13 protein-coding genes are annotated in these 13,690 nt (G+C 54.2%); 4 read left to right on the plus strand and 9 right to left on the minus strand.

What is annotated here, in order from left to right; translation table 11 throughout:
- Nucleotides 1-65 precede the first annotated feature (65 nt).
- From AB182_RS12510 to AB182_RS12520, 3 genes are read left to right on the plus strand one after another with little or no spacing between them, the layout of a single operon-like run.
- On the plus strand, nucleotides 66-1,460 hold the full coding sequence (locus tag AB182_RS12510) for an SrfA family protein (RefSeq protein WP_047370388.1): 1,395 nt from the start codon (nucleotides 66-68) through the stop codon (nucleotides 1,458-1,460).
- Between the two features lie 4 nt (nucleotides 1,461-1,464).
- Nucleotides 1,465-4,446, plus strand: coding sequence for a virulence factor SrfB (locus tag AB182_RS12515; RefSeq protein ID WP_047370389.1), 2,982 nt, complete (start codon nucleotides 1,465-1,467; stop codon nucleotides 4,444-4,446).
- Nucleotides 4,443-6,614: a virulence factor SrfC family protein gene (locus AB182_RS12520; protein ID WP_047370390.1), complete on the plus strand. Its 2,172-nt coding sequence runs from the start codon at nucleotides 4,443-4,445 to the stop codon at nucleotides 6,612-6,614. The genes AB182_RS12515 and AB182_RS12520 overlap by 4 nt, the downstream gene beginning before the upstream one ends.
- A 60-nt stretch (nucleotides 6,615-6,674) precedes the next feature.
- Here the strand turns inward: AB182_RS12520 and AB182_RS30490 are convergent, their stop codons facing one another.
- The 4 genes from AB182_RS30490 to AB182_RS12530 form a co-directional block, all read right to left on the minus strand.
- Nucleotides 6,675-6,848, minus strand: a complete 174-nt coding sequence (locus tag AB182_RS30490) for a GhoT/OrtT family toxin (protein WP_071845872.1) — start codon at nucleotides 6,846-6,848, stop codon at nucleotides 6,675-6,677.
- A 104-nt stretch (nucleotides 6,849-6,952) separates the two neighbouring features.
- The gene (locus AB182_RS30495; protein WP_071845873.1) at nucleotides 6,953-7,126 is read right to left on the minus strand and encodes a GhoT/OrtT family toxin; all 174 of its coding nucleotides are present in this window, start codon (nucleotides 7,124-7,126) and stop codon (nucleotides 6,953-6,955) included.
- 181 nt (nucleotides 7,127-7,307) lie between these two features.
- A complete protein-coding gene (locus AB182_RS12525; RefSeq protein WP_047370391.1) occupies nucleotides 7,308-7,565 on the minus strand; it encodes a zinc ribbon domain-containing protein in 258 nt (85 codons plus the stop codon).
- 128 nt (nucleotides 7,566-7,693) lie between these two features.
- On the minus strand, nucleotides 7,694-7,990 hold the full coding sequence (locus AB182_RS12530; protein WP_047370392.1) for a hypothetical protein: 297 nt from the start codon (nucleotides 7,988-7,990) through the stop codon (nucleotides 7,694-7,696).
- A 307-nt stretch (nucleotides 7,991-8,297) separates the two neighbouring features.
- Between AB182_RS12530 and AB182_RS12535 the strand changes: the two genes are divergently transcribed.
- Nucleotides 8,298-8,738, plus strand: a complete 441-nt coding sequence (locus tag AB182_RS12535; protein WP_047370393.1) for an ECs1072 family phage-associated protein — start codon at nucleotides 8,298-8,300, stop codon at nucleotides 8,736-8,738.
- 189 nt (nucleotides 8,739-8,927) lie between these two features.
- Here AB182_RS12535 and AB182_RS12540 read toward each other — a convergent pair whose 3' ends face one another.
- The 5 genes from AB182_RS12540 to AB182_RS12560 form a co-directional block, all read right to left on the minus strand.
- Nucleotides 8,928-9,158 carry a hypothetical protein gene (locus AB182_RS12540; RefSeq protein WP_047370394.1) on the minus strand — a complete coding sequence of 77 codons (231 nt, stop codon included), beginning with the start codon at nucleotides 9,156-9,158 and terminating at the stop codon, nucleotides 8,928-8,930.
- 314 nt (nucleotides 9,159-9,472) lie between these two features.
- Nucleotides 9,473-10,897, minus strand: coding sequence for an aminobutyraldehyde dehydrogenase (gene patD, locus AB182_RS12545; protein WP_047370395.1), 1,425 nt, complete (start codon nucleotides 10,895-10,897; stop codon nucleotides 9,473-9,475).
- 25 nt (nucleotides 10,898-10,922) lie between these two features.
- Nucleotides 10,923-11,729, minus strand: coding sequence for an ABC transporter permease (locus AB182_RS12550; RefSeq protein WP_047370396.1), 807 nt, complete (start codon nucleotides 11,727-11,729; stop codon nucleotides 10,923-10,925).
- Nucleotides 11,719-12,660 (minus strand): ABC transporter permease, encoded by a 942-nt coding sequence (locus AB182_RS12555; protein ID WP_047370397.1) that lies wholly within the window; start codon nucleotides 12,658-12,660, stop codon nucleotides 11,719-11,721. The genes AB182_RS12550 and AB182_RS12555 overlap by 11 nt, the downstream gene beginning before the upstream one ends.
- Entirely contained in the window at nucleotides 12,660-13,673 is a 1,014-nt protein-coding gene (locus AB182_RS12560; RefSeq protein WP_047370398.1) for an ABC transporter ATP-binding protein, read from the minus strand. Before AB182_RS12560 ends, AB182_RS12555 begins: the two co-directional genes overlap by 1 nt.
- Nucleotides 13,674-13,690 lie beyond the last annotated feature (17 nt).

Below are 13,690 nucleotides of genomic sequence, written 5' to 3' on the forward strand. Positions count from 1 at the left end.
TCTGCCGTTTGTTTGTGATGACATTGCGTACAGTAGACGCGTGAAAAAGTCTATGGGATGAAAACGTGGCAAAAACACTCTTGCGCAGCGGCGATCTTGATGATTTTCAAGCCGTGGGCGGCGGCGGTCAGGCCGTTTTTGATTCGGCATTACAAATTCGTGAAACCCTGCGTCTGCGTAAGCAGCAGGCGCTGGTTGACTGCCTTGCCATACCGCAGGTGAATGATGAAGGCGACCGCGTTGACTGGTATTCCCCTGTTGAAGGCCGCGCCCAGGCATGGAAAGCCGCTGACGAGGATGCGCGTTTTCGTGCCTTACGCTACCTCGAAAGCACCCTGGACAGTGCCGCAACTCTCAGCCGCAAATGTATGCAGTCGCCTAAAACTGCACAGCAACTGTTTGGTTCACTGCTGGAAAAAGCGTTGCAATTTCCCGGTGAAAACCACGTTTTCCTTGTCGACGGTAAGCCGGTAATTACCTTCTGGGGCTTTGTTAATCTCAATGAAAGTGCCAGAGAAGATGTGCTGGAATGCCTGCGTAAAGAAGATATTCCGGAGCCGCTTGCCGTTATCGAACCGGAACCGGAACCTGCCGAAGAACCCGTTGCCACGGTCACGATCAGCCACGCCGACGAGCCGCTGCTCGCCCCGATGCCGGGCGTCAGTAAAATGGTTGCGAAAGACGAACCAATAATGCAGATGGCCTCGCCGGTGGCGGAACCCGAGCCCGTCCCTGAACCTGAACCAGAACCAGAACCGACGCCAGCCCCTGTACCGGTAAAACGCCGCCGTTACGGCCTGTGGGCCTTGCCGGTTGCCGCTGCCATGGCGGTAGCGGTTGCCGCGCCATTACTGTTAAATCAGCAGCATGATGCGCCTGCAACACAGCCGAAAACCGGGCAGTCGGCGCCCGTGGTTGCCAGCCCGGAACCTGCGCCGGTTGCCGTCGCGCGTCATATCCCAGCGCTAAATGCACAACTCCCGCTCCACCAGGCCGAGGTGATTGCGCCAAAAGTGGAAACGCCTGAGCCTGTGGTACATGAGAAAAAGCCGTTGGTGATTACCGCTATCCCGAAAGACGCGCTGGTCATGGACGCGCTGGAAGTCAAAACCGGCTCAACCCGTTTCCTGAACGGTAACTGGCGTGTCGTTATGGACGTGAAAGACCAGTCTACCGGCAAGGATCTGACCATGCGGTTCCAGATTCAGAACAATAAAGGCACGGCGCGTGTGATTCAGGGCAATAATTTGAGCTGTCGCGCCGACCTGTACTCCGGCCTGCACGAAACCGGGGTTTTAATGATTAAGAGTCGCAGCACGGCACGTTGCACCGACGGTTCCCGCTACCCAATGCCGGAGATTTCCTGCAAAGCCGGGACCAATGATATTGCGGAATGCAGTGCGCGCTTTGAAGCAAATAGTACGCCCGTTGCGGTGACCTTCAGAAAAACAGGTGCCTGATTTTATGCTGGTTAATCTTTGTGATTACAAACAGAGCGTCACGCTTATCGCCAACAGTGGCGTCCAGTTTCTTGATTTTGGCCTGACGCCGCAGGAGTCGGCGCAAAGCGGTCGCTTTGTGCGCAAAACGGCGAATGGTCCGTTGTTACGTCTGGATTACGATCTGGTCAATGAGCGCTATACCCTTCCGGCGCAAAATGGCGGCCTGCCCGAGGTGGTCAAACCGGAAAGCACCCAGTCGCTTCACGCGTCGCTGGCGGTGCTCGACGGCGTATGGCTGCCTGTCCCTTTCTTACGCTTCAACCCGCCGCGCACCTTTGTCGAAGGGCCAGAAAACTGGGCGCGGGTACAGATTCGTAAACTGAGTGAACCCGATGGCGCCGGGAATACCCATCGCGTTACCCTGGCCCTCGACAGCCAGATCAACGGTAATTCCCCGTCAGCACTGGCACCGCAAGAGAACGATATCCTTAACGGGACACGCTTCGCACTGGCCTGGCGCGATGACGAAGTGGCGGATTTTCTCGATCAGACCTGGGTAGATGGCTGGCTACGGGAAGCGTTTCTGCAGTCCATCAATCAGGAAGAGCAGCGCAGTGAACGTGAAATCAACCAGGCTTTGCGTAGCTTTGAATATCAGGCGCACTGGCTGAATTTGCTGACCCTTCTTGGAACGCAGATTCTGGTGCCTGAGGTGAAAATTGTCACCCATACGCTGAGCACCCCGGCTATCCCAGTGGATTTAATTCTCGATGTCGGCAACACCCACACATGTGGCGTAATCATTGAAGATCATGGCGATGCCAACGATGGCCTGCGTCAAACCGCCGAGCTTCAGGTGCGCTCGTTAAGCGAACCCCAGTTTCTCAATGAACCCCTGTTCACCAGCCGTCTTGAGTTTTCTGAAGCGCGCTTTGGCAAACAGCATTTCTCGGTAGAAAGCGGCCGCGAAGACGCCTTTATCTGGCCTTCTATCGTTCGTGTCGGCGACGAGGCGCGCAAACTGGCGATGCAGCGGCTGGGTACCGAAGGCAACAGCGGCATTTCCAGCCCGCGCCGTTACCTTTGGGATGAAACCCCGGTATTGCAGGACTGGCGTTTTAGCCAGATGAACAGCAAAACGCAGCGCGAACCCCTGGCGACCGCGTTTCCGCTGATGAACCTCATGAATGATGAAGGCCAGCCGCTCTATTCCCTGCCAGTTGATGAGCGTCTGCCCGTCTTTTCGCCACAATACAGTCGCAGCACATTGATGACGCATATGCTGTGCGAGCTACTGGCACAGGCGCTCGGGCAAATTAATAGTGTCGCCACCCGTTTACGTCTGGGTTTTCCCGCCTCGCCGCGACAGTTGCGCACCATCATTCTGACCCTGCCGTCGGCGATGCCGAAGCAGGAGCGCGAAATTTTCCGCCGCCGGATGTTCGAAGCCATTGCGCTGGTCTGGAAAGCCATGGGCTGGCATCCGCAAGATGATGATTTTGCTAATCGTAAGCAGCAGGAAAAAAGCGTGGTACCGGTTCCCCATATCCAGATGGAGTGGGACGAAGCCAGTTGCGGACAACTCGTCTGGCTGTATAACGAGGCCATTTCCCGCTATGCCGGGCAAACCGAAACGTTTTTTGCTTCCATGGCCCGCCCCGATCGGGTCGAAGCCCCGGGCGCGCGTCCGGGACGCTCGCTACGCGTCGCCTCGGTAGATATCGGCGGTGGCACAACCGATATGGCGATTACCCATTATCAGCTTGATGATGGTACCGGCAGTAACGTTAAGATCACCCCGCAGTTGCTGTTCCGTGAAGGGTTTAAAGTCGCCGGTGATGATGTGCTGCTTGACGTCATTCAGCGCTGCGTACTGCCTGCGATGCAAACCCAGTTGCAAAAAGCCGGTATTACGGATGCTGCGTCGTTGCTGGCAACCCTGTTTGGCGATTCCGGGCGTATTGATACACAGGCCGTTTTGCGCCAACAAACCACCCTGCAACTGTTTATGCCCATTGGCCATGCCATTCTGGCGGCGTGGGAAGAGAGTGACATCAACGACCCGCTTGCCGGACTGCATGCCACTTTCGGCGAACTGTTGACCCAGTTGCCAACGCGCAACGTGATGAATTACCTAAAGCAGGCCATCGACCACGCGCTGCCTGCCGGCTCGCCGGAGTTTGATGTGCTGAGCGTTCCGGTGCAGGTCAATTTCCGTGAATTGCAGGAGGCCATGCTCGCCGGGCAATTTACTCTGGCCTCACCGCTGCATGCGGTGTGCGAGGCTATCAGCCATTACTGCTGTGATGTGTTACTGATTACCGGACGCCCGGGTTGTCTGCCGGGAGTGCAGGCGTTGATTCGCCATTTGCAGCCGGTACCGGTTAACCGCATGGTCTGGCTTGATAAATATCGCGTACACGAATGGTATCCGTTCAGCCAGCAAGGCAAAATCGGCAACCCGAAATCTACCGCTGCGGTAGGGGCCATGCTGTGTAGCCTGGCGCTGGATCTGCGTCTGCCGCGTTTCAACTTTAAAGCGGCAGACATCGGCGCGTACTCAACCGTGCGCTATCTCGGCGTGCTGGATAACGTCGTCAACACCCTGCGTGACGAGAACATCTGGTATCACGATATTGATCTGGATAAACCAGGCGCCAAACTGGATGCTCGTCTGCATTTCCCGCTGCGCGGCAATGTCACGCTCGGCTTTCGTCAACTGGCGAATGCCCGCTGGCCTGCCACTCCGCTTTATACCCTGAGCATCAACTCTTCTGAACTGGCGAAGACCATCGCTGGCGACGGGGTGTTGAATGTGCGGTTGCAGTTTAGCGGCGGTAACAAACACCACGGTCCGGAATCGTTTATTCTGAGCGAAGCCTGGCTGCAGGATGGTACGCCGGTTCCGGCCGATGCGTTAACCTTCAAATTGAATACGCTGGCCGATCGCCGCCACAGCGGTAGCCATTACTGGATCGACAGCGGGAGTGTGTATCTGAAATGAGTGCAAGCATGACCACGACCCAGGCGATCGGTGCATGGATAAATGATAACCGTCAGATTTCGCCGTTGCTGGATGATGACGCGGACGCGCTACTGGCACGCTTAACGGCGCTAACGGCACAGGAAACCGCGCTGGAAAACGCCGCGAAAATGCCCTGCACCGTTGGGCTGTTTGGCCACTCGCAGGCCGCCAAAGCCCATTTACTTGCCGCCCTGTGCGACAGTGGCAACGGCCGCCTGCATGTCTTGCTGGGCGAGAAGACGCTGGACTATTTCAGCCATCTCAACCCCGGCCATATGTTGACCAGCATGGCACTGCGCTTTAGCCGTGAGAACCCGCATGTCGACGACAATTTTCCCCTGCGTTTACGCCTGATCAGCGAAGCGGAACTGGTGCAGGTCTTTATTGCGCACGCGCAGGCCATGCCGGAGTTGCGTGTCGTCGACAAAACGGTCATTGAAAGCCGTCTGGCAAAATGGCGTGCACTGCGTCAGCCAAACCCGGTACCAGGCATTAGTGCGGAAGATGTGGGGGCCATTGCCCGTTTCTGGCGTTCGGTCGTACCGTCATCACAACAGCATATGGATGACGCGTTGTGGTATCAGTTCGCCTGTCTTCTGCCATCGCTGGACTTGAGCGCTCGCGCCAGCGCCTGGGCGCTTTTGTGGGGGGAGCAGCAGGAGTTAACGCAGCAGTGGCTGTCGCTGGCGCATACGCTGCACCAGACCGGTAACGCCGGGGAACTGGCTGCGCCATTGAGTCTGTTAGTCGATAACTTCGCCCTGCCGACAGAAGGTTTTCTCACCCCGCCAGAACAGGACAGTGAAGCCTTTGCCGGTGAGGTGGTGGTGCATCCATGGTCAGAAGAGCAATTACAAAATGCGGTCAGCATCCCTGTCTCGACGCTGGCGCTGTTAACCAAAGAACTGGTGCTCCCGGTTGAGAACAGTACGCTCAAGGGTGTGGATATTCTGGATATCCCCACCCCGGCGCCGCAGGAGGGGCATCCGCTATGGAACAGTAAATGCCGTTGGTTGCTTGAGAGCTATCGTCAGCAATTACAGCCGGATGTCTTACTGATTTGCAATGCCACAGCGCATCGCTCAACCACGACGGCAACGGCCAAAGCGCTACTCAACTGGGTGAAGGAGACGCAGTCCGGTCATGAGACAGCGCTGCCTGGCCTGGTCTGGACCATCACCCCGCACGATGCCCGTTTTACCAGCGGCCAGAATCTCGACGAAATGGTGCAACAACTGGTCGGAAAACCTGGCCAGCACTGGGGCACACTGCAGGCGCTGGATGCCAGCAGTTTACAACGGGTTCTTGAGTGGCTGGCCCAGGCGACCGCCCCGGCGCTGCGTCAGCATCGCTTTAAATCCCTACGCGAACGTCATCAACTGGCGTTACGCGATCTGATGCAGGCCTGGCTTATCGCACCGGCTAAAGAGAACGCCGCTCAGCGTACCCGTGCAGAAGCGGTGGTGCGTGAACTGCAAACCCATGCGGCGCGTCATGGCGAATTGCTGGAAGGTCTTTTGCCGGACATGCAGCAATTTGATTCTCTGTGGAAGGTGCAGCAACGGCGCGAAGAGCAAGTTAGCGGTTTGTTTAATGAAGCCATCGATCTCTTTGGTGAGGCGGCTGAGAGCAGCGAGCAGGCCCAGGTCGCCCGCGATGCTGGTCAACAGGCGCATGCTATGTGGATCAATCACTTACGTCAGTGGAGCCGTAATGATGATAACGCCGCCCGTCTGGGCCTCTCATCTGCCACGGTGCGTCAGATGGCGGAAATCATCATTATCAGCAGCTACCGACTGAATATGCCGGAGCAGTTGCAGAAGATTATGCAGCGCGATACCGCGTCTGCGGCACAGCTCTATGCCGCCATAGGTAATTTTGTCGCCTGGTTAGGCTATGCCGATGTCCCGGAAGCCCAGCGCCCTGCCAGCCGCGTACAAAAAGGCAGTACCGTGTTCGCCTCGACAAATTCTGGCTCGACGGAACGCTTAACGCGCTTAGGTGAGCAACCTGTTCACGCTGCAACACGCTATGTTTACGACTGGCTTGTCGCCCTGTATACCCGCTCAGTGGAAAATATGGGCTATAGCCACCCGCATGATGTTTCTCCCGCCGCACGTAAGAAACTCAAAACGCTGCTGCCATAAAAAAGACCCGGCCACCGTAAACGGTGCGTCGGGCCTTATTGCTTCTCCACGCTCAGTACATTAGATAAATGAGAACACCAGGGCAACCGGGAAACTGATTGGCCATGTTGCCCCGACTAAGCATGCGCTGAGCGTTTTGATACGGCGAGTCTCTTTGGATAAAAACCAGGTCACTACACCGGTCAGTAGCGCCATGACGGCATAAAACATCAACATTTTAGTGAACATATCCATCGTCCGCCTCCTTTCCATGGAAAACATACGCAGACTATGTTGCACATTTTTTACGTTTTATTTTGTCTCACCGGTCACGCCTTGCGTCACCCATTAACAAAAGATCAAAATAGCGACACCAGTAACGCTACCGGAAAGCTCATCGGCCACGTCGAACCCACCAGAAAAGCACTCAGAAAACGAATCCGTTTACGATCGCTGGATAAAAACCAGGTAATAACTGCGCAAAGTAGCGCCATGATAGCGTAGAAAACCAGCATTTTTTGATAAAGCGACATAGCCACACTAACCCTGTGATAAGAAAACGGGCGCAATATGCAACTTTTATTGATATTTATCAAGTTTTTTCACTTATCGTGCGATTTGCTGCAAGGAGAAAATTGATATGCATAGGTTTTGCGAACGGGTAATGCCTCACCCACATGATTGCTTCAACAGGTTATGTAGCAATAATTTTTATTAAGAATGCGTTTGAAGTTCTCTGGCGATGGTCGTCGATCCAGCGCTTGCGGCAGTCTGTCGTGCCTTTAAGGAATCAAGTGCGGTATGGATCATTTCACTCGCTCTGATTTTTGCATGAGCAACAATCTTTTCGTCCGCAATGCTGGCATGGCAATGAGGGCAGAATGTTACCCCCCTCGCCTTGTCTTTGGCGATAGCTGCCAAATCTTCGATAATCACGGTTTTTCCGCATTTATCGCATGCAAATTCGAACATTTTAACGTCCTGATTATCTCACTGGCGCCACTATATAGCCGCGAGAGTAAACGGCATTAAAACGTGCTGAACATCGGGATGGCGTGTTTACGTGGTCGGTCACAAAATGGACGCTGTTGCACAGCCATCTATTGTTTATGTTCTTCACGCCACGCTTTGATCATCTGCGGTGTCACTTCACTGGCATAACAGATGGGATCATAGCCGCCCGGTTTGCTCCAGGCGCTACGCTTACCGCAGCTACTGCCGTTTCTGGCCTGATTGAACGGACAGGCACAAGGTCCCGGATACGCTGCAATCGATTCCTCAATCACCTTTTGTTTAACCTGTCCGTCACTCAATACCTGAGTTTTAGCCAGACTGCCTTCGATACTCAGCACACTGGTTACTGTCAGCACGATCAACATCCACGGGGTGAATTTCATTTAGGCTTCTCAGTAAGGAGAGAATAAGCTTTAAATGTAGGACGGGGCATTCATGACAATATTGATCGCAGGCAATATCCCCGTTTATTCTTCAGTCTGCTTAATCATTCGCAATCTATTTTTCTTTATAGATTTAATTTAAGTTATTTATAAATCATAAGATTAAACTTAACATCAGGCTGATGTAAAAAAACAGCACAGGATAACGTCGTTTTTGCCATAAATTCATCTGTTGCTTGCTTTGGCGAATGGCTGATTTCTCTGGTATTGTCACAGGGCCGTAAATAATTCTTACAGGGTAACAGCAATGCAAAAGTTTGACGATCTATGGCAAGCCATCGAGACCAGAGTGTGTGAAAACAATGACATAACGCACGAAGAACTGACGAACGAAACGACTGCCAGGGGGGCCGCCGCGAAGCAACGCGTCGCACACATTTTTACCCTGGAAGTTCTGCTGTCTCGTCATCGGGAGAAGTATGCCAGCCCTTATGTTGCGCTGGCCGGGGAAGAGGCTCTGTGGCATCTTATTTTCAAGCGTACTGGCTGGAAACCCTTTGAAATTAAACAGCTCTCATTCAGCGACGCGATGTTTGTGATCGCTGAACTGTTTCGCGATGAAAACCTGCCTGCGGATGTGCGAGGAATTTTGCGCGCTAATGGATTACGCGACCAGTCTTATTCGCTATATGATTTCTCAGAAAAAGACTGGGCCCCACGGGATAATGAAAACATCCTCAAACGATAGCCTGCAAACTATTAGAATATTAAGGGCCTGAGCGCCCTTTTTTATTTCGCGCTGCCACTATTTAATACGTACACACCGATCACTGTATTCGGGAACAAGTTCTGTTTCGCATAGCCTGCTAAGGTTTAGCATTTAGCACTATTAACAACCGCTATTATCAGTAAATTGCCCAATTAGCAGGCGTCATTTTCAGGCAGATAAATGAAAATACGGCTCAACCATTGCGCCATTTAACGCAGGTTCATAACGGGCGAAATGAAGCTCCTCACCCTCGCAAAAATAAGTTTCTATAGGAAGCGTCAGGCCGGATAAGCCTTCCGGTGTCTGATTTACAGCCCAGGTGATGGTTGTGTCGTTATCATTAACCGTCAAATATTCAGGGATACCGCCAGGTAGCAGCACCACAACTACTTTACTCATTATGTGTCCCCCAGAGAACGAAAATGCGACATTATCAATGGCGGGATGTGACGATAATTTGTCGCACTCATTAAATTAGTGTGACATCCCCTGCCTTGATATGTCAGATAATATGTTTTGTAGGATTATTTTATTATGGGCCCTGCTACGCGGGTAAGGCGCGTAAAACATAATCAGGAATATACCATCTTTACATTTTTTGACACACTAGAAATTATAAAGCGTGAGAATTACCGCAATTATTCTGTACCTATGAAGAAATTGTTACAGAAACGGTAACGCTCACGCTCACACTACGTTCAGTTGTTGAAGGCTCAGTGTTTGATCATCACGTGGCGAACCACCGTGTAATCCTCCAGCCCGTATATCGACATATCTTTGCCGTATCCCGAGAGTTTTTGTCCACCATGAGGCATTTCGCTGACAAGCATAAAATGGGTATTCACCCAGGTGCAGCCATATTGCAGACGCGCACTCAGGCGGTGCGCGCGACCCACATCTTTGGTCCATACCGACGATGCCAGACCATATTGTGAATCATTGGCCCAGCCCAGCACCTGTTCTTCATCGTCGAAGACTGTCACGCTGACGACCGGACCAAAGACTTCGCGCTGCACTATCGCATCGTCCTGTCTGGCTCCAGCCAGCAGCGTGGGCTGGTAGTAGAACCCTGCCCCCTCGCGTTTGTTGCCACCCGTGACCACACGGATATGGCTTAATGCTTTGGCCTCTTCCACCGCGTTGCTGACGCGGGCTAAATGGGCTTCGGAACTCAGTGGCCCCAGCTCGGTGGTTTCATCATCCGGCGCCCCCATTTTCAGGCTAGCCACCGCAGCACCCAGTTTCTCAACCAGCGCATCGTAAATCCCTTGTTGGGCATAAATGCGACAGGCGGCGGTACAATCCTGCCCGGCGTTGTAAAAACCAAAGGTACGGACCCCTTCGACAACCGCATCCAGATCGGCGTCATCAAACACAATCACCGGCGCTTTGCCGCCCAACTCCATATGGGTACGTTTAATCGAAGACGCCGTGTGGCCGATTATGTGCTCACCGGTGGCAATAGACCCCGTCAGCGAGACCATACGCACTTTTTCATGGCCCGTCAGCGGATCACCCACGGTTTTTCCCCGACCGAACAGCACGTTCAGTACTCCTGGCGGGAAAATATCCTGCGCCAGCTCACCAAGTTTCAACGCTGTTAGCGGCGTGATTTCTGATGGTTTAATGACCACACAGTTACCTGCCGCGAGCGCAGGGCCCAGCTTCCAGGCCGCCATCATCAACGGGTAGTTCCACGGCGCGATTGAGGCCACAACGCCAACCGGATCGCGGCGAATCATCGAGGTGTGCCCTTCCAGATACTCCCCGGCGGCCAGTCCGTTCAGGCAACGCGCGGCGCCTGCGAAGAAGCGAAAGACATCCGCGACCGCCGGAATTTCATCGCTCAGCACACAGTGCAAGGGTTTACCGCAGTTCAGCGATTCAAGCATCGCAAAGGTTTCGGCATTATCTTCAATCACCTGCGCCAGCTGCAGCAGGCATTCAGCGCGGGCTTTTGGCGTGGTCTGTCCCCAGGTTTTGAAGGCCTCATCGGCTGCCTTCACCGCTGCGTCCACCTGCGCAGGCGAGGCTTCGGCAATCTCCAGCAACACCTCGCCGGTGGCCGGGTTAAACACGGCCTGTTTTTCGCCTTCGCCGTCGACCAGTGCTCCATTGATAAATAATTGATGTTGCATAGCGCTATCCTTTCAGAGTTGTCAGTTATTTGCCGCTTCCGGCTACGGTTTCACCGTCACGGGTTAGCCACCAGGCACCCAAAATCGGGAGGGTCGTTACCAGCATGACCAGCAGCGCCACCACATTGGTTACCGGCACATCACGCGGGCGCCCCAGTTGATTTAACAACCAGAGCGGCAACGTGCGTTCATGCCCTGCGGTAAAGGTCGTGACGATGATTTCGTCAAACGACAATGCAAACGCCAGCATCCCCCCGGCCAGCAGCGCCGAACCGAGATTGGGCAACACCACATAGCGAAACGTCTGCCATGAGGTGGCACCTAAATCCATTGAGGCTTCAACCAGACTCCACGACGTGCGACGGAATCGGGCTATCACGTTGTTGAAAACCACCACCACGCAAAACGTGGCATGACCGACAACAATGGTGAAAAAACCCGGTTCCAGATCCACCGTTTTAAACGCCGTTAACAGCGCCAGGCCGGTAATAATGCCGGGCAAGGCGATCGGCAGCAGCAGCAACAGTGAGATGGCGTTCCGGCCAAAGAACTCACTGCGCCAGAGAGCCATTGCAGCAAGCGTGCCAAGGATTAAAGCAATAAATGTCGCCAGTGCCGCGATCTGCAGTGACAGTGTCACGGCATCCAGGATATCGCCCCGCGCCGCCGCTACGCTAAACCAGCGCAGCGTAAAGCCCTGCGTGGGAAAACTAAACGCGGCATCCTCGGTATTAAAAGCATAGATGGCGATTATCAATAACGGGAAATGGAGAAAGATAACCCCACCCCAGGCGGCAATTTTGAGAAATAACAGTGCGCGGTCAGAGTGCATCGAACGCTCCCAAACGTTTCACGAACGCCAGATAAAGGGCAATCAATACAATGGGGACCAGCGTAAAGGCTGCCGCCATTGGCATGTTGCCGATCGCCCCTTGTTGCGAATAGACCATGTTGCCGATAAAGAACCCCGGCGGCCCCACCAGTTGCGGCACAATGAAATCACCCAGCGTCAGGGAGAACGTAAAGATAGAACCGGCGGCAACGCCCGGAATAGCCAGCGGCAGAACCACGTGGCGAAAGGTCTGCCGGGGATGAGCGCCAAGATCCGCTGAGGCCTGTAATAGCGACGGCGGCAATCGCTCCAGCGCGGCCTGAATCGGCAGAATCATAAACGGCAGCCAGATGTAGACAAAGACCAGAAAACGCCCCAGCCCCGAGGTCGACAGGGTATTACCACCGATACCGGGCAGTGTCAGCAGCGCGCCGAGTAGGGGCTCCAGCCCCATATGGCCGAGAAACCACTGGGCAACGCCGTCTTTCGCCAGCAGTAGCGTCCAGGCGTAAGCTTTGACGATGTAGCTCGCCCACATGGGCAGCATCACGGCAATATAGAAAAACGCTTTCCATTTACCGCTGGTGTATTTCGCCATATACCACGCCATCGGAAAGGCAAGCATAGCGCTTGCCAGCGTCACGGCGACCGCCATGGTGAGCGTACGCAAGATGATGTCGTAATTGGCGGGATTAAACAGCGCCTGCAGGTTAGCCAGAGTGAAATCCGGCGTCACCGACATCGTGAAATCATCAAAGGTATAGAAGCCTTGCCATAGCAGCGTCAGCAACGACCCCAGATAAACAATGCCGAACCACATCAGTGGCCCCAGCAACAGCAGGAACAACCCCAGCGCCGGTTTGCGCCAGAACAGGCCACTCAGGCGGCTACCTGGTTTACGCTGCGGTGAACGGGACAGACTCATCTCCATCACCCCGCTCCCCGTAACGGCACCATCGCCTCTCTTGACCACGAAGCCAGCACCGTTTGCCCCGGTGCCAGCGTATCTGGCAATAACGCATCGGACATGTTCGCCTGGCTGACCAGCAGTTTTTCACCGTCGCTAAGTTTCAGTTCGAAACGAGTGGCGGCCCCCTGATACTGTACTGCCTGCACCACCCCCTGTACCTGAATCTCTCCCGGCTGGTTAAGGCGAATATGCTCTGGCCGCAATGAGAAAATGCCGTTCATCGCACACAACGCACCCGCCCGCCTGTCGTCGAAAACATTAGACGTGCCGACAAAGCCCGCCACGAACGGCGTGCGTGGGCGCAGATAGAGTTCCCGCGGTGTATCAACCTGCTCAATTTTGCCATTGTTGAACACGGCCACCCGGTCGGACATCGAGAGCGCTTCGCCCTGATCGTGGGTGACAAAAATAAAGGTGATCCCCAGATCCTGCTGCAGCTTTTTCAGCTCGAACTGCATCTGTTCGCGCAATTTCAAATCCAGCGCCCCCAGCGGTTCATCAAGCAGTAAAACCCGAGGCTGATTGACCAGCGCCCGGGCGATAGCCACACGCTGGCGCTGACCGCCGGAAAGTTGCGATGGCTTACGGGTGTGAACAAAATCCAGCGCCACCTTTTCCAGCGCCTGGCGTGCGCTGGCATGGCGTGTTTTTTTGTCCACGCCTTTGACCATCAGACCATACGCCACGTTATCGAGGATCGACATGTGGGGAAACAATGCGTAATCCTGGAAAACGGTGTTGACGTCACGTTCCCAGGGAGGCAATTCGCTGGCCTCACGACCAAAAATACGAATAGCCCCACCGCTCAGTTGTTCAAAACCGGCGATAAGACGCAGGCAGGTAGTTTTGCCGGAGCCAGAGGGCCCCAGCATGGAGAAAAATTCCCCGTCGTTTACCGCCAGACTGACGCCGTCGACGGCACGAACATCACTATACAGACGTGAGACATTTTCAAATTCAACAGCATAGGTCATACATCACTCCTGACCGA

This window comes from Phytobacter ursingii (assembly GCF_001022135.1).
Classification (GTDB): domain Bacteria; phylum Pseudomonadota; class Gammaproteobacteria; order Enterobacterales; family Enterobacteriaceae; genus Phytobacter; species Phytobacter ursingii.

Excerpts from the sequence above, each read along its gene's own strand:
- AB182_RS12515 (WP_047370389.1), top strand. The coding sequence starts at position 1,465 with ATGCTGGTTAATCTTTGTGATTACAAACAGAGCGTCACGCTTATCGCC.
- AB182_RS12540 (WP_047370394.1), bottom strand. The coding sequence starts at position 9,158 with ATGAGTAAAGTAGTTGTGGTGCTGCTACCTGGCGGTATCCCTGAATAT.
- AB182_RS30495 (WP_071845873.1), bottom strand. The coding sequence starts at position 7,126 with ATGTCGCTTTATCAAAAAATGCTGGTTTTCTACGCTATCATGGCGCTA.
- AB182_RS30490 (WP_071845872.1), bottom strand. The coding sequence starts at position 6,848 with ATGGATATGTTCACTAAAATGTTGATGTTTTATGCCGTCATGGCGCTA.
- AB182_RS12535 (WP_047370393.1), top strand. The coding sequence starts at position 8,298 with ATGCAAAAGTTTGACGATCTATGGCAAGCCATCGAGACCAGAGTGTGT.
- AB182_RS12530 (WP_047370392.1), bottom strand. The coding sequence starts at position 7,990 with ATGAAATTCACCCCGTGGATGTTGATCGTGCTGACAGTAACCAGTGTG.
- AB182_RS12560 (WP_047370398.1), bottom strand. The coding sequence starts at position 13,673 with ATGACCTATGCTGTTGAATTTGAAAATGTCTCACGTCTGTATAGTGAT.
- AB182_RS12550 (WP_047370396.1), bottom strand. The coding sequence starts at position 11,729 with ATGCACTCTGACCGCGCACTGTTATTTCTCAAAATTGCCGCCTGGGGT.
- AB182_RS12525 (WP_047370391.1), bottom strand. The coding sequence starts at position 7,565 with ATGTTCGAATTTGCATGCGATAAATGCGGAAAAACCGTGATTATCGAA.
- AB182_RS12520 (WP_047370390.1), top strand. The coding sequence starts at position 4,443 with ATGAGTGCAAGCATGACCACGACCCAGGCGATCGGTGCATGGATAAAT.
- AB182_RS12555 (WP_047370397.1), bottom strand. The coding sequence starts at position 12,660 with ATGGAGATGAGTCTGTCCCGTTCACCGCAGCGTAAACCAGGTAGCCGC.
- patD (WP_047370395.1), bottom strand. The coding sequence starts at position 10,897 with ATGCAACATCAATTATTTATCAATGGAGCACTGGTCGACGGCGAAGGC.